We start from the raw sequence: 15691 nt of genomic DNA on the forward strand, positions 1-15691 counted from the left end.
ATTCCTGAATGGAAGTGTTTCTCAATGCCTTTATGCCGAACGAATTTCGGAAAGTGATAGGGCTGATCGAAAATTATTTGTATTTAGCGCGTTTGCGCCTTGGCGCTGACCGTGACCCACCATGGCGTACGTTGCTGGATCTGCACCGGCAGGGTGGGCTGCAAGGCATTGAGTGCCAGCTCGAGATTATTCAGCGGGAAGCTGCCGGTGATGCGCAGATCGGCGACCTCGGGTTCGACACCCAGGTGGCCCCGGTGATAACGGTTGAGCTCGCGAACCATATCGGCCAGGCGCACGTTATCGAGCACCAGCATGCCGCGGGTCCAGGCATCGGCCCCGACATTGACGGCGAGCATCTGTCCGAGGCTGTCGCGATGCATCAGCACCTGCTGGCCTTCACTGTAGATACGTTCATCGGGGCTGCCTTGCGGATGGGCAGCGACCCGGGACTGCAACACGCTGAGGCGCGTGCCGTCATCCTCGCGCTTGACCAGAAACCGTGTACCCAATGCACGCAAGTTGCCATCGGCGGTTTGCACGATAAAAGGCCGGGGGTCGTCATGCCCGGTTTGCACGAGGATTTCACCTTCATGCAGCACGATCAGACGGGTTTTATCGTCAAACCGCACGTCTACGGCGCTGTGGGTGTTGAGGTTGAGCAGGGTACCGTCGGCCAGGCGCAGTTGGCGTTGCTCGCCGGTCGCGGTGCGCTGGTCGGCCATCCAGTAATCGAGGGGCAGGTAGTTTTTACCGGCGAACAAGGCCAGGCCACACACCAAGGCAATGCTTGCCAGGCCGCCGCCGAGTTTGCGCACGCGTTGCTGCACACCACTGCGAGCGCTCAGCAAGGCCTTACGGGCCGGGACAGTGGTGCTGCTGAAACGGTGGTCGAGCATGCCCAGTTGCAGCCAGGCGCGAGCGTGTTCTTCGCTGGCGGCATACCACTTGGCAAATTCGGCTTGCTCCACCGCGCTGCCATTGCCGCAATCCAGGCACAGTTGCCAGGCGATGGCGGCATCCAGCACCCGTGCCGAGACCGGCCTGGAGCTGACGGCGCTCATGCCGGCTCGCCGTACAGGGCGATATAACACTGGCGGATGCCTTGGGCGAGATACTGGCGGACACGGGGTACGGACACGCCCAGGCGCTCGGCGATTTCAGCGTGGCTCAAACCATCGAGGCGACTGTGGAGGAAGGCCGCGCGGGACTTGCTCGACAGCTTGCCCAGCAGGCGATCGATGGCCTTGAGGTCTTCAAGGATCAGTTGTTGCTCCTCGGGCGAAGGGTGCTCGGCTTCTGGGATCAGCATCAGCTCGTTGAGCCAGGCCTGTTCCAGTGCCGCACGCCGGAAGTAATCAAACAGCAGGCCCTTGGCGACCGCCGCCAAAAATGCGCGGGGTTCACGGGGGGCCTTGAGGTCGGTGCGCCCCAGTAGCCGCACGAAGGTATCCTGGCTGATGTCTTCGGCCCGTTGCGGGCAGGCAACGTTGCGGCGCAACCACGCCAGCAGCCAACCGCGATGGTCGCGATAAAGCGATCCAACCAGTTCACTGTGCGGGGTTTGGGCTGACGACAAGGACATCACCGGTTGCAGTTTTAACTAACGATAATTATTCGCGATTGTGTCAGAGCCAATAGTGATGCGCAATTGACACTCATCGGATGGCAGGCAGCCAGATCAAAAGCCGGACGTAGCCTCGTTCCACTCGTCAACTGCTACGGCAACCCTGTCGCGCGCGGCAACACATTATCCGTAGCAGCGGTCGAGTGGAACGAGGCCGCGTCCGGCGGCGTAGCCGTCGCAAAGCCCCGGCGTTTTCAGACTGCTGCGCCTGTAGCCGCTGCCGAAGGCTGCGAAAGGGAGAGTTATGCATCGCAGCCTGCGGCAGCGGCTACAGCATTATTCGTAGCAGCGGTCGAGTGGAACGAGGCCGCATCCGGCGGCGTAGCCGTCGTAAAGCCCCGGCGTTTTCGGACGACTGAGCCTGTAGCCGCTGCCGAAGGCTGCGAAAAGGTGTGCTGCCGTGTTTAGAAGCTATGGACCTGTTTGCGCCGTTGCCACTGGTTCAGCCGTTGTTGCAGGGCGAGGGGGGTGTGAATGCCTTGGGCCTGGGCCCGGCTGAACAGGATCAACGCCAGTTCGGCGGTGGCCAGGGCATCGGCGCTGGCGTTGTGGCGGTTTTCGATCTGCAGGTTGAAGTGCTCAATCCACTGATCCAGCCCCGCATCACGCGGGGTGACCTGCGGGCAGAGCATAGGGGCCAGCATTGCTACATCCATGAACGGGTGCTGCAAGCGGTAGTCGAGACTGTCCTTCAGAGCCCGGGCCAGCATGTGCTGGTCAAACGGTGCATGAAACGCCAGTACCGGGCTATCACCGACGAATGCCAGAAAATCCAGCAGGGCTTGCGCCGGGTCGCTGCCGGCGGCAATCGCACCGGGCCCCAAACCATGTAACAGCACGCTGGGGTTGAGCGTGGTGTGAGCGCGCAATAAGGTGCGTTCAAACGATTGGCCCAGGTCGATCGCCCCGTCTTCAATCACTGTCGCGCCAATCGACAGCACCTGATCGCGGTTGAGGTTCAAACCACTGGTTTCCAGATCGACAACAACCCAGCGTTGCTGGCGCAACGGCGTATCGCTCCACCCCGCGGCAGGCGGCAGTTGCAACACGCGTTGTTGTTGCTCAACGCTCAATACCGGTTTTTTACGGGGTAGCAGCCAGGACAGAAAACTCATAACTGGTACCGCAGGGCCAGGCTGCTTTGCAGGCGCTGGGCCTGGCGCAGCGCCTCACGCAGGATCCGCCGATCCAGCTGGTTCAATTGGTCAGGGTCGACGCGATTGGAGTACGGGCGGTTTTCCCGGGTTTGCCGTTGATGCTGCTGCATGCGGGTTTGCTGAATAAAGTGGTAGGCCTCTTCATAGGCTGCGCCGTCCTGCGGATCAATCACGTTCAGCGTCACCAGTTGGCGCAACCGTTCAAGGGTGTTATTGGCTTCGACGCCATGGGCCAGTGCCAGCAGCCGGGCGCCGTCGACAAAAGGTGTCAGGCCCTGGATTTTAAGGTCCAGGGTGGCCTTGTCGCTGCCTTTGCGTTCCAGCACAAACTCGCGGAAACGCCCCACGGGCGGACGATGGCGCAGCGCATTGTCAGCCATCATGCGCTGGAACAGTCGGTTATCGGCCACTTGCTCCAGAATGCCGCGACGTAACTGCTGGCAGCCTTGTTTGTCCCCCCAGACCACGCGCAAATCGAAGAAGATGGTCGAGGCCAGCAGGTTATCGGGGGTGGCCTCGCGGATAAACGCGGCAAAGCGTCGGGCCCACTCCGCACGTGACAGGCACAGCTCGGGGTTGCCGGCCATGATGTTGCCTTTGCACAAGGTGAAGCCGCAGGCTGCCAGATGCTGGTTGATTTGCTGCGCGATGGGCAGCAGGCGCTGACGGATATCGGCAGCTTCGGCGCCGTCTTTGGCGTCGAACAGAATGCCGTTGTCCTGATCGGTGAAGAGCGTTTGCTCGCGCCGGCCTTCGCTGCCAAAGCACAGCCAGCTGAAGGGCACGCCTGGGTCGCCTTTGTCGGCCAGTACCAGCTCGATTACCCGGCGCACGGTGTGGTCGTTGAGCTGGGTGATGAGGTGAGTGATCTGGGTTGAGGAGGCACCGTGGGCCAGCATCCTGTCCACCAGTTGACCTATTTCGCCGCGCAGATTGATCAGGTTCTCCAGCCGTGGCGCGTGGCGAATGGTGCGGGCCAGGTGCACCAGGTCCACCCGTTGCAGGGAAAACAAGTCGCGTTCGGACACCACGCCGCACAAGCGTTGATCCTTGACCAGACACACATGGGCAATGTGCCGTTCAGTCATGGCAATGGCGGCGTCGAAAGCGCTGTGGTCGGGGCTCAGGTAAAACGGCTGCGGGGTCATGTGCAGGTGGATGGCTTGCTCGAAATCCTGAAGACCGCTGGCCACCACCTGGCGCAGGTCGCGCAAGGTGAAAATCCCCAATGGCGCCTGCTGCGCGTCGACTACCACAATACTGCCGACCTGTTGCTCATGCATCAGGCGCACGGCTTCGCGCAGGGCTGTTTCGGGGCGGCACATCACAGGGTGCCGCATGGCCAGCTCGCCCAGCCGGGTATTGAGCGAGTATTGGGTGCCAAGGGTTTCAACGGCTTTCTGCTGAACTTGCTGATTCACTTTATCGAGCAAACTGCTGACGCCACGCAGGGCAAAGTCGCGGAACTCCTCCGACAGGGCAAACAGCTTGATAAAGGCCAGCTTGTTCAACTGCAGGCAAAACGTGTCTTCGGCGGCGCGGTGTTCGGTGCGGGTGGCGCGTTCGCCCAGCAAGGCGGCCAGGGGGAAGCACTCACCGGTGGTGATTTCAAAGGTGGTTTGCGCTTCTTCGCGACCTACATGGGTGCGCTCGCCCACCACCCGGCCCTGCTTGACGATGTAAAAGTGCTCCACCGGCCCGTCAGTCGGCCGGATGATGCTTTCGCCGGGGCCATAGAAGCGCAGTTGACACTGCTCGACCAGGTACGCCAGGTGAGTGTTTTCCATTTGGTTAAAGGGCGGGAATCGCTGCAAAAACTGCATGGTGCCGTGAATGTTCTGCAGCACTGCTGTTTTCCCTGCCTGGAGAAACGCATCCGATTTACTCATTGCCATTACCGCGTGCCTGGCCTTTGGTTAGCCGTGTTGTTATGACGGGTTGGAGCGTGCCCCATGGGGTGTCTCATTCCCTCATGCTCGGTTGTCTTTACGTGGGTGCCCATTGGACGTAAGTCTATGGAGAGGCGGCCGCTGACGATTTTTGAAAGAACTCACTGGCTTTTTGCTGGTTTCTTACGCTGAAGGGCTTGGAAATGCACGCGTCAAAGCGCACATTGGGACACGATAGAGGGAAAGCCGACTACGTCACTGGGATACTCGGCTGATAGCGCAGCTTTCGAGACCTGTATGACAGAACACGATATTTTGACCGACGATGAACGTGAGGCCTTGAAAGAGGTGATGCAAGCACCTTCGGCCCAGGATTGCGTGTTGCTGGTGGAGGATGACGAGGCGTCTCGGGAGCTGATGCTAGAGCTGCTGGAATTGCACGGCATTGAGTGTGTGGCCGCCAGTAATGAAGCTGAAGCGCTGGCGCTGCTCAAGTCCAACACGTCTATCGGTTTGATCCTGACTGACCTGCGCATGGAGCCCCATGATGGCTTGCACCTGACGCGCAAGGTTCGTCACTCGGAACTGGCGGCCTTGCCGGTGATCATCATGTCCGGCAATGCAGAGGTGCGGGATGCTATCGATGCCATGCACCTGAGCGTGGTGGATTTTCTGCTCAAGCCGATAGATGTCGAGAAATTGCTGAAACTCATCAGGCGCGAGTTGCACTTGCCAGACCAGTGATCCCGAAAACCTGAGAACAGGCGGCTGTCGTTGTCGACTGTAACCGCTCATGAAAACACCCCAAAAGCCGGACGGGTATCCAGCGTTTGGGGTGTTGTTCATTCAGGCCGGGCTTTAGCGAGCGCTTACTTACACGCCGTTTTTAGCCTTGAATTCACGTCGACGGCGATGCAGCACCGGCTCGGTGTAGCCATTGGGCTGTCGAGTGCCTTCGATCACCAGTTCGACCGCCGCCTGGAAGGCGATGTTGCTGTCGAAGTCCGGTGCCAGCGGACGGTACAGGGCGTCGTTGGCGTTTTGACGGTCGACCACAGGGGCCATGCGCTTGAGGCTTTCGAGGACTTGAGCCTGGTTGACGATGCCATGACGCAGCCAGTTAGCGATGTGCTGGCTCGAAATACGCAGCGTTGCACGGTCTTCCATCAAACCGACGTCATGGATATCGGGTACTTTCGAACAACCGACACCCTGATCGATCCAGCGCACCACGTAACCCAGAATGCCTTGCGAGTTGTTGTCCAGCTCGTTCTGGATCTGCTCGGCGCTCCACTGCGGATTCACCGCCAGCGGAATGGTCAGAATGTCATCTACCGATGCCGGTGCGCGCTTGGCCAGTTCGGCCTGGCGGGCAAATACGTCGACCTTGTGGTAATGCAACGCGTGCAAGGCAGCAGCGGTCGGCGAAGGCACCCAGGCGGTGTTGGCACCGGCCAGCGGGTGAGCGATTTTCTGTTCCAGCATCGCGGCCATCAGGTCGGGCATGGCCCACATGCCTTTACCAATTTGCGCGCGGCCTTGCAGGCCCGTGCTCAAGCCGACATCGACGTTGTTGTTTTCATACGCCGAAATCCATTTTTCACCTTTCATGTCTGCCTTGCGCACCATCGGCCCGGCTTCCATCGAGGTATGGATCTCGTCGCCGGTGCGGTCCAGGAAGCCGGTGTTGATGAACACCACACGCTCGCTGGCAGCTTTGATACACGCCTTGAGGTTGATCGTGGTGCGGCGCTCTTCGTCCATGATCCCGACTTTGAGCGTATTGCGTGGCAGCTTCAGCACGTCTTCGATGCGACCGAACAGCTCATTGGTGAACGCCGCTTCTTCAGGGCCGTGCATCTTCGGCTTAACGATGTACACCGAGCCGGTGCGGCTGTTTTTGCGCGAGGACTTGCCATTGAGGCTGTGGATCGCGGCAAGGCTGGTCAGCAGGCCATCGAGAATGCCTTCGGGCACTTCATTGCCGTTCTTGTCGAGAATCGCATCGATGGTCATCAAGTGACCCACGTTACGCACGAACAACAGGGAGCGACCGTGCAGATTGACAGTGCCCCCTGCAGGCGTGGTGTACGCGCGATCCGGGTTCATGGTGCGGGTAAAGGTTTCGCCGCCCTTGGACACTTGCTCGCTCAGGTCGCCCTTCATCAGGCCAAGCCAGTTGCGGTAGATCACCACTTTGTCATCCGCATCGACGGCAGCGACCGAGTCTTCACAGTCCATGATGGTGGTCAGGGCGGATTCCATCAGCACGTCTTTAACGCCGGCCGCGTCGGTCTGGCCGATGGCGCTGGAAGCGTCGATCTGGATTTCGAAATGCAGACCGTTGTGTTTCAGCAGGATGGCAATCGGCGCTGTGGCCTCACCCTGGTAACCAATCAATTGCGCAGTGTCGCGCAGGCCGGAGTGGGCACCGCCCTTGAGCGTGACGCGCAGGGCGCCGTCGACAATCGCATAAGCCGTGGCGTCAACATGAGAGCCGGTGGCCAGCGGCGCGGACTCATCCAGGAAAGCGCGGGCGAAGGCGATGACCTTGTCACCACGGACCTTGTTATAGCCTTTGCCCCGCGTTGCGCCATCGGCCTCGCTGATGGCATCGGTGCCATACAGCGCGTCGTACAGCGAGCCCCAGCGGGCATTCGAGGCGTTGAGGGCAAAGCGTGCATTCATGACCGGCACTACCAGCTGCGGGCCAGCCATGCGGGCGATTTCGTCATCGACGTTTTGCGTCGTTGCCTGGAAATCCGCAGCTTCTGGCTGCAGATACCCGATATCTTGCAAGAAGGCTTTGTAAGCCACGGCGTCATGGGCTTTGCCGGCATGAGTCTGGTGCCAGGCATCAATCCGCGCCTGTAGATCATCGCGTTTGGCGAGCAGTGCTTTGTTCTTGGGTGCCAGGTCATGGATGACCTTGTCAGCACCGGCCCAGAACTGGTCGGCGTCGAGGCCGGTACCGGGAATGGCTTCGTTGTTTACGAAGTCGAACAGGACTTTGGCGACCTGCAGGCCACCGACTTGAACGTGTTCAGTCATTGCTTGCCTCACTCATTTTTATTTAAAGCCTGGAGCGCTTCTCAAAACACCGCGTGAGCTCATGCTGGCGGGGTTGTAGGGGGTATAGCAGACGCCTTGGCGAACCGTGTTGCTAATTATGTAGTGGTCGCCGGGGCATACTACATGATCAATTGCAGATGTGAAAATCAGACTAATCACGTCGTTCTTCGACCGTTTTCAGGCGATCGGTCACATAGAAGAACAGGATGTTCTCAAGAAATACATAGGTTGTTCCAGATAATTATAAAAACAGTACACAATTTCTTTGTCGCCCCGGCAACTGCAAGGCCTGCGTCGATGTGGCGCTCAGTGCCTATACTCAACCGATTCCTAACAAGAGAGCCCCGCCATGAACCATCTCGTGATTACGGTCTTTGCTCAGGACAAGGCCGGGCAGGTTGAGCGTATCGCTCAGTGCATCGCAGAACACGGCGGCAATTGGCTGGAAAGTCGAATGTCGCGAATGGCCGGACAATTTGCCGGGATCCTGCGCGTAGGCGTGCCTGCCGAAGCCCATGACGGATTGGTGGATGCGCTACAAGGTTTGAGTAAGGAAGGGATTCGGGTCTTGATTGCTGAAAGCGGGATCGAGCAATCCTGCACCTGGAAGCCCATCGCGATGGAACTGGTGGGTAACGACCGTCCCGGCATTGTGCGTGACATTACCCGGGTGCTGACGGAGCAGGGCGTCAACCTGGAGCGGCTGGTTACCGATGTGCGGCCTGCTCCCATGAGCAATGAGCCGTTGTTTCACGCCGAAGCGATACTGGCGGTGCCGTTGACGTTGTCGCTGGAGGTGTTGCAGCGGCGCCTTGAAACCCTGGCCGACGAGCTGGTGGTTGAGTTGATGCTGCGCACCGACGATTAATCCACAGGGGTTATCCCATGAAACGCTGCATCCGCCTGTGGATAACCTTTGGAGAACCTGTTGCAGGCCTTATAAAGCAAGGCCTGCAATAGTTTGTACGTTTTTTGATCAGTTGCGGCGGCGCATGCTGAACCAGGCATCGAGGCTATACACCACCAAACCGGCCCAGATGAACATGAACGCGATCAACGTGCTGTCGGATAAATGCTCGCCAAACAACAGAACGGCCTGGATCAGCACCAGAGTGGGGGCCAGGTACTGCATGAAACCCAGGGTGGTGTAGGGCAGATGTCGCGCAGCGGCGTTAAAGCACACCAGCGGGATCAGCGTGGCCGGGCCGGCGGCGACCAGTAACCAGGCTTCGGAGCTGGTCCAGAACGCTGCCTGGGCGCTATTGGCGCCCGGGTGCATCAGCAACCAGCCAATGGCGATGGGCACCAGAATCCACGTCTCCACCACCAGGCCCGGCAGCGCCTGGACGGGTGCCTGCTTGCGGATCAGTCCGTAAAACCCAAAGGTCAGTGCCAGTACCAGTGACACCCACGGCAAACTGCCGACTTGCCACACCTGCTGGGCCACACCCACGGCGGCCAGCCCTACGGCGATCCACTGCAGGCGGCGCAGGCGCTCGCCCAGCAGCAACATGCCGAGCAGCACGTTCACCAGCGGGTTGATGTAGTAACCCAGGCTGGCTTCCAGCATGCGGTCGTTGTTCACGGCCCACACATAAGTCAGCCAGTTGCCGGCAATCAACAGCCCACTGAGGGTGAGCACACCGATGCGCTTGGGGTTGTCGCGCAGTTCCTGCCACCAGCCGGGGTGTTTCCAGAACAGCAGCAACAACGACCCGAACAACGCAGACCAGAGCACCCGGTTCACGATGATTTCGGCCGCGGGTACGCTGGCCAGCAGTTTGAAGTAGAGCGGGAAGAGTCCCCAAATGATATAGGCGCTGAGACCTAAGATGTACCCGCGACGCGGGTTGGCGGCTTGCATGCAGAATCCTTGCTTAGGCAACTAACGGACGAAAAGAGAAGAAGAGTGTAAGCAAAATTTGTAGCAGTTGCCGAAGGCTACGTCCGATTGCGAAGCGATCGTAAATCCTGAGGACCAGGTTCCCCCAGGAGATCCCGGTCGCAGGGTTTTACGACGGCGTTGCCGCCGGACGCAGCCTTCGGCAGCGGCTACAGGATCGGTTTTCGAGCAGGTCAGAACAGTTTCAATGGCTCTTCATTGAGGGCCGACAATTGCTCGCGCAAGGCCAGTATCTGATCACCCCAATAGCGTTCGGTGCCAAACCAGGGAAAGCTGTGGGGGAAGGCCGGGTCGTCCCAGCGGCGGGCAAGCCAGGCGCTGTAATGCATGAGGCGCAAGGCGCGCAGCGGTTCGATCAACGCCAGTTCACGGGGGTTGAAGTCATGGAACTCGCTGTAACCGTCCATCAGCTCAGACAGCTGGCCCAGGCACTCTTGGCGATCGCCCGCCAGCATCATCCACAAATCCTGTACCGCGGGGCCCATGCGGCAGTCATCGAGGTCGACGATATGGAACACCTCGTCGCGGCACATCATGTTGCCGGGGTGGCAATCACCGTGCATGCGGATGTTGGTGTGCGGCGTGGCGGCGTACACGTCTTCGACGCGCTTGAGCAGGTCCCGGGCCACGGACTCGTAGGCCGGGAGCAGGCTACGAGGAATGAAATTGCCTTCAAGCAAGGTAGTCAGCGAGTCGTGACCAAAGTTTTTCACGCCCAGCGCTTCGCGGTGCTCAAACGGTTTGGTTGCACCTACGGCATGCAAGCGCCCCAGCAATTGCCCGAGGCGGTACAACTGGTCGAGGTTGCCGGGCTCTGGCGCACGGCCGCCGCGGCGCGGAAACAGGGTGAAACGGAACCCGGCATGCTCAAACAGGCTTTTATCGTTGTGAATCATGGGGGCAACGACGGGCACATCGCATTCGGCCAGTTCGAACGTGAAGCGATGTTCTTCGAGGATCGCTTCGTTGGTCCAGCGCTGAGGGCGGTAGAACTTGGCGATCAGCGGTTCCGAGTCTTCGATACCGACCTGGTACACACGGTTTTCATAACTGTTGAGCGCAAGCACACGGGCATCGCTCAAGAAACCGATGCTTTCGACGGCATCGAGCACCAGATCTGGGGTAAGTGTTGCAAACGGATGAGACATGCTGACTCCTGCGCGCAGCAGGCTGCCGCGTCCGGCCATGCATGTTAGCGCAGACCGGTTGGCAGAGGGCGACTGAAATGGGCGGAGCCGCTCTGCCAACCCCTGTAGCCGCTGCCGTAGGCTGCGATGGGTGACGCAGCGACCCTGAAATAGTGAAGGTCCTGCGGCCCTTTTCGCAGCCTGCGGCAGCGGCTACAAGGCTTGTGGTCGTTTCAAGCCCCGACGATACCGCCGTCCTCACGGCTGATGGCCATGACCGAGGAGCGCGGTTTGCCGTTGGGCAGGTGTTCAGGGAAAGTTGAGCCGCCGTTTTCGCCTGGGTGCTGGATGCCGACAAACAGGGTTTTGTAATCCGGTGAGAAGCTGATGCCCGTGACTTCGCAGCCCACCGGACCGACCATGAAACGACGGATTTCCCCGCTGGCAGGATCGGCGCACAGCATCTGGTTGTTGCCCATCCCGGCAAAGTCTCCGGCATTGCTGGCGTCGCCATCCGTCAGGATCCACAACCGTCCGGCATCATCGAACCCCATCCCATCGGGGCTGTTAAACATATTGTGCGGGGTGATGTTGGCCGAGCCGCCTTTCGGGGTTTTGGCATGCACAACCGGGTTGCCCGCCACCACAAACAAATCCCAGTCAAATGCCGCCGCGGCGTGGTCGTTGTTGCGTTCCTTCCAGCGCAGGATCTGCCCGTACACGTTTTTCTCGCGCGGGTTGGGGCCACCGGCCGGCTGACCGTCTTCTCCGCGTTTGACGTTGTTGGTCAAGGTGCAATAGACCTGACCATCTTTGGGGCTGACCACGATCCATTCCGGGCGATCCATACGCGTGGCGCCGACCGCGCTCGCCGCCAGGCGGGCGTGGATCAATACTTCAGCCTGATTAGCGAAACCGCTGCTGCTGTCGAGGCCGTTTTTGCCGTGGCTCAATTCGATCCACTGGCCCTGGCCTCTGGGGCGGTCCGGGTTCTTGTCGCCAGCATCGAAGCGCGCAACATAGAGCGTGCCGTGGTCGAGCAGATCGTGGTTGGCCTTGGGGTTCTTGTGGTCGATTTTGTCGCGGCTAATGAACTTGTAAATGAACTCGCCACGTTCGTCGTCACCCATGTACACCACGGCGCGGCCGTCGAGGGTTTCGGCCAGAGCCGCGTTTTCATGCTTGAAGCGCCCCAGCGCGGTACGTTTGACCGGCACCGACTGCGGATCGAACGGGTCGATCTCCACGACCCAGCCGTGACGATTGAGCTCGTTGGGATTAACCGCGACATCGAAGCGCGGGTCGTGCAGATGCCAGCCGATCTCTTTGCTGGCGGCAACCACGCCATAGCGCTTTTGCGCCGGGTCGAAAGTCTGTGCGGGGTCTGAACTGCCAAAGCAATCCGTGAAGTTCTCTTCGCAGGTGAGGTAGGTGCCCCACGGCGTTTTGCCATTGGCGCAGTTCTGGAACGTCCCCAATGCGCGGGTGCCTGTGTTGTCTGCCCGGGTTTTCAGTAACGCGTGGCCTGCTGCCGGGCCGCCAAGCCGAATCGGTGTGTTGCCGTGAATACGGCGGTTGAAGGGCGAGCCTTGAACAAACTGCCAGGCATCGCCCTTACGCTGAATCTCGATGACTGACACGCCTTCGCTGGCCTGGGCCTTACGCACCTCTTGCGCAGAGGTAGGCTGGCCGCCATGAGGATAGAGGTAGCGATAGTTGGTGTATTCGTTGTTGATCGCCATCAGGGCGCGGTTCGGATCATCCGGGAAGGCGAACAGGCTCATGCCGTCATTGTTGTCACCGAACTGCACTTCCTGAGCATCGGCGCTGCCGTTGCCGCTGGAATCAAACGCGGGGCCGTTGGCTTGCAAAGGTTGCCCCCAACTGATGAGCACCGCCGAGCGGTAGCCGGGCGGCAGGCTGATGCTGTCGGCAGTGGCGGCAGCGATGCTGTCAAACCCCAGCAGTTGGCTGGTGCCGGCACTGATGCTTGAAGCCAGTGCGCTGCGGCTCAGCAGACCGCCCCCCAAAAACATTGCGGCACCGCACAGCGCACCCGCGCTGATAAACCCCCGGCGACTGAGGCCTACGATTTGCTCAAGGTCGGTGGATTGATCTTCTTCTAATAGGTTCATGGCAGGCTGGGCTCAAGACGATTTTTGCAGTCACCTTAATCAGCCGGTGTGACAGGGATGTTTCAACACGCTGTTACAGCGGTGTACCGAGCAGCACCAGAGACGGCGCGAACTGCACCCGGGTCGGGCTACCGGCTTGCAAGCCGAGTGTTTCAAGGTGCTGCGGCTCTGTCAGGGCGCACAGGGTTTGCCCGTTGGGCAGGCTGATGCGCACTTCGCTGGGACCATCGTCGGCCTGCAGGATCTGCTCTATCTGGCCATGCAGATGGTTGTGTCCGGCAGCGATATCCTGCCGGATATCGATCACTTGCAGCCAGCCGGCCTTGATCAGTGCCACCACCGGGGTGCCAATCGCGAGCTCCAGTCGCTGGGTGCTGTCGCGGGTGATTTGTGCCTGCAGGGTCAGACCGCCGGGGAGTTCCAGGTGGATCAGGTCGTAGTGGCCATGCCCATGAATGGCAATCACGCTGCCGTGCAACTGGTTACGGGCGCTGGTGCGCAGCATCAATCGACCGAGCAGGTCGAGGTCTTCGACGTCTTCGGTCGCGTCCAGCACCTGGCTTTGCAGGGTTTGCAGACGCTGGTATAGCCGCAACACGCGCTCGCCTGCCACCGACAGGCGAGCGCCCCCGCCGCCTTTGCCACCCACGATGCGCTCCACCAGTGGGGTCTGCGCCAGGTTATTCAGCTCATCGATGGCATCCCACGCAGCCTTGTAGCTGATGCCCGCGCTTTTTGCCGCGGCGGTGATCGAACCTTGCTCGGCAATATGCTGCAGCAAGGCGATGCGCTGAGGACGGCGGACGATGTGTTGCGTGAGCAGGGTGGGCAAGTGCATGACGACGGATTCGCAAAGCGGTTGAAGGCTGGAAAGTGCCTGTACAACCCGGTGACGTCAAGGCGGCCCATCAGGTTTGGGGGTGCGGGCCAGGCAATACACGTCGACCCGGCGCGCACCGGCCTTGATCAGCAGGCGGGCCAGGCTTTCAGCGGTGGCACCGGTGGTCAGTACGTCATCCACCAGCGCCAGGTGCAGGCCGTTCACCTGCACCCCGGGCGCGAGGGCGAAGGCCTGGAGCAAATTGCGCTTGCGGGTTTTGGCATCCAGCGCCTGTTGCGCCGGGGTGTCCTGAGTGCGCAGCAGCCAATGTTCATGGCAAGGGATGCTCACGAGCGGGCTGAGCCAGTGAGCGAGCATTGCCGCCTGGTTGAAACCGCGTTTGCGCAGACGCCCGGTAGACAGGGGCACGGGCAACAGGGCATCGGGTCGAGGGGTGCCGGAGTTGAAGCTATCGAGCAGCGATTGACTTAGAAGTTCGGCTAACAATCGACCAAAGGGCCATTTGCGGTTGTGCTTGAAACGGATGATCAGGCTGTCTACGGGAAAGCTGTAGGCCCAAGGCGCATGCACAGCCTCAAAGGCGGGTGGTTGCCTGATGCAGTGACCACACGTCAGTCCCGCCATGGGCAGCGGCAAGGCGCAACGCTGGCAACTGTCGCCCAGCCACGGCAGCTCAAGTTCGCAAGGTGTGCACATGGGCAGCCCGCCATCGGTTGATTCATCGCACAACAAGCACGAATGGTTATTTAATAACCAGATGTAAACCGACCTTATCCATTGTGGTTGACAGTTCATCGTTCATCCTTAAACATGCCGAGCATCCGTGCCGTACCTGGGGCGTTTGCTTCAGGTTCAAGTCAAAGCATAAACAAGAGATACGCCGATGAGCGCCAGCAGCCTTGCCAACTTGCGACATGATTGGTCTTTAGCCGAAGTCCGAGCGTTATTCGTCCAACCGTTCAATGACCTGTTATTCCAGGCGCAAACCGTTCACCGCGCGCATTTCGATGCCAATCGGGTGCAGGTCTCGACCTTGCTTTCGATCAAGACCGGCGCCTGCCCGGAAGATTGCAAATATTGTCCGCAGTCGGGTCACTACAACACCGGCCTGGCCAAAGAGAAGCTGATGCAAGTACAGGCCGTGCTGGAAGAAGCCGCGCGCGCCAAGGCGATTGGCTCCACCCGGTTCTGCATGGGTGCCGCCTGGAAGCATCCGTCCGCCAAGGACATGCCTTACGTGCTGGAGATGGTGAAAGGGGTCAAGGCCCTCGGCCTGGAAACCTGCATGACCCTGGGCAAACTCGATCAGGAGCAAACCGCTGCGCTGGCCCATGCCGGTCTTGATTACTACAACCACAACCTCGACACCTCGCCGGACTTCTACACCAGCATCATCACCACGCGCACTTACAGCGAGCGTCTGGAAACCCTGAGCTATGTGCGCGACAGCGGGATGAAAATCTGTTCCGGCGGGATTCTGGGCATGGGCGAGTCACTGGATGACCGCGCCAATCTGCTGATTCAACTGGCCAACCTGCCGGAGCACCCTGAGTCGGTGCCCATCAACATGCTGGTGAAAGTGGCCGGCACGCCGTTGGAAAACGCCAAGGACATCGATCCATTCGACTTCATTCGCATGTTGGCAGTGGCGCGGATCATGATGCCGCAGAGCCATGTGCGACTGTCGGCCGGGCGTGAAGCCATGAACGAGCAAATGCAGGCGCTGGCGTTTTTTGCCGGGGCCAACTCGATTTTCTATGGCGAGAAGTTGCTGACCACCGCCAACCCTCAGGCCGACAAGGACATGCAGTTGTTCAGCCGCCTGGGCATCCTGCCCGAAGCGCGTGAGGATCACGCTGACGAAGTGCACCAGGCGGCCATTGAGCATGCGCTGATGGATCAGAAATCCGGCGAACAGTTCTACAACGCTGCGGTTTAAACCA

Annotated in this window: 13 protein-coding genes; 3 read left to right on the plus strand and 10 right to left on the minus strand. The window is 59.9% G+C overall.

Going from position 1 to position 15691, the window contains the following annotated elements:
• Positions 1-83 precede the first annotated feature (83 nt).
• The 4 genes from AWM69_RS13910 to AWM69_RS13925 form a co-directional block, all read right to left on the minus strand.
• Positions 84-1061, minus strand: a complete 978-nt coding sequence (locus AWM69_RS13910; protein ID WP_218727213.1) for a FecR family protein — start codon at positions 1059-1061, stop codon at positions 84-86.
• Positions 1058-1582: an RNA polymerase sigma factor gene (locus AWM69_RS13915; protein ID WP_218727215.1), complete on the minus strand. Its 525-nt coding sequence runs from the start codon at positions 1580-1582 to the stop codon at positions 1058-1060. The genes AWM69_RS13910 and AWM69_RS13915 overlap by 4 nt, the downstream gene beginning before the upstream one ends.
• Before the next feature lie 446 nt (positions 1583-2028).
• A complete protein-coding gene (locus tag AWM69_RS13920) occupies positions 2029-2739 on the minus strand; it encodes a PolC-type DNA polymerase III (RefSeq protein WP_218727217.1) in 711 nt (236 codons plus the stop codon).
• Positions 2736-4670 (minus strand): putative nucleotidyltransferase substrate binding domain-containing protein, encoded by a 1935-nt coding sequence (locus AWM69_RS13925; protein WP_218727219.1) that lies wholly within the window; start codon positions 4668-4670, stop codon positions 2736-2738. The genes AWM69_RS13920 and AWM69_RS13925 overlap by 4 nt, the downstream gene beginning before the upstream one ends.
• Before the next feature lie 297 nt (positions 4671-4967).
• On the opposite strand from AWM69_RS13925, the gene AWM69_RS13930 reads away from it, so the two are divergent.
• Complete coding sequence (locus AWM69_RS13930) at positions 4968-5414, plus strand: response regulator (RefSeq protein WP_131653349.1); 447 nt, start codon at positions 4968-4970, stop codon at positions 5412-5414.
• Between the two features lie 129 nt (positions 5415-5543).
• Here the strand turns inward: AWM69_RS13930 and AWM69_RS13935 are convergent, their stop codons facing one another.
• Positions 5544-7721 carry a malate synthase G gene (locus AWM69_RS13935; protein WP_218727221.1) on the minus strand — a complete coding sequence of 726 codons (2178 nt, stop codon included), beginning with the start codon at positions 7719-7721 and terminating at the stop codon, positions 5544-5546.
• A gap of 370 nt (positions 7722-8091) precedes the next feature.
• Between AWM69_RS13935 and AWM69_RS13940 the strand changes: the two genes are divergently transcribed.
• Positions 8092-8610, plus strand: a complete 519-nt coding sequence (locus AWM69_RS13940; RefSeq protein WP_218727222.1) for a glycine cleavage system protein R — start codon at positions 8092-8094, stop codon at positions 8608-8610.
• Positions 8611-8718: 108 nt separating this feature from the next.
• Here the strand turns inward: AWM69_RS13940 and rarD are convergent, their stop codons facing one another.
• From rarD to AWM69_RS13965, 5 genes are all read right to left on the minus strand, one after another.
• The gene (gene rarD / locus AWM69_RS13945; RefSeq protein WP_048380815.1) at positions 8719-9606 is read right to left on the minus strand and encodes an EamA family transporter RarD; all 888 of its coding nucleotides are present in this window, start codon (positions 9604-9606) and stop codon (positions 8719-8721) included.
• Positions 9607-9818: 212 nt separating this feature from the next.
• On the minus strand, positions 9819-10793 hold the full coding sequence (locus tag AWM69_RS13950) for a serine/threonine protein kinase (RefSeq protein WP_048380813.1): 975 nt from the start codon (positions 10791-10793) through the stop codon (positions 9819-9821).
• Positions 10794-11005: 212 nt separating this feature from the next.
• On the minus strand, positions 11006-12907 hold the full coding sequence (locus AWM69_RS13955) for a PhoX family phosphatase (RefSeq protein ID WP_218727224.1): 1902 nt from the start codon (positions 12905-12907) through the stop codon (positions 11006-11008).
• A 73-nt stretch (positions 12908-12980) separates the two neighbouring features.
• Positions 12981-13745, minus strand: coding sequence for a TOBE domain-containing protein (locus AWM69_RS13960; RefSeq protein WP_218727225.1), 765 nt, complete (start codon positions 13743-13745; stop codon positions 12981-12983).
• A gap of 57 nt (positions 13746-13802) precedes the next feature.
• Positions 13803-14543: a ComF family protein gene (locus AWM69_RS13965; RefSeq protein WP_218727227.1), complete on the minus strand. Its 741-nt coding sequence runs from the start codon at positions 14541-14543 to the stop codon at positions 13803-13805.
• 88 nt (positions 14544-14631) lie between these two features.
• On the opposite strand from AWM69_RS13965, the gene bioB reads away from it, so the two are divergent.
• Positions 14632-15687, plus strand: coding sequence for a biotin synthase BioB (bioB, locus tag AWM69_RS13970; RefSeq protein WP_048380805.1), 1056 nt, complete (start codon positions 14632-14634; stop codon positions 15685-15687).
• Positions 15688-15691 lie beyond the last annotated feature (4 nt).

Source organism: Pseudomonas sp. D1HM, assembly GCF_019266105.1.
Classification (GTDB): Bacteria; Pseudomonadota; Gammaproteobacteria; order Pseudomonadales; family Pseudomonadaceae; genus Aquipseudomonas; species Aquipseudomonas taetrolens.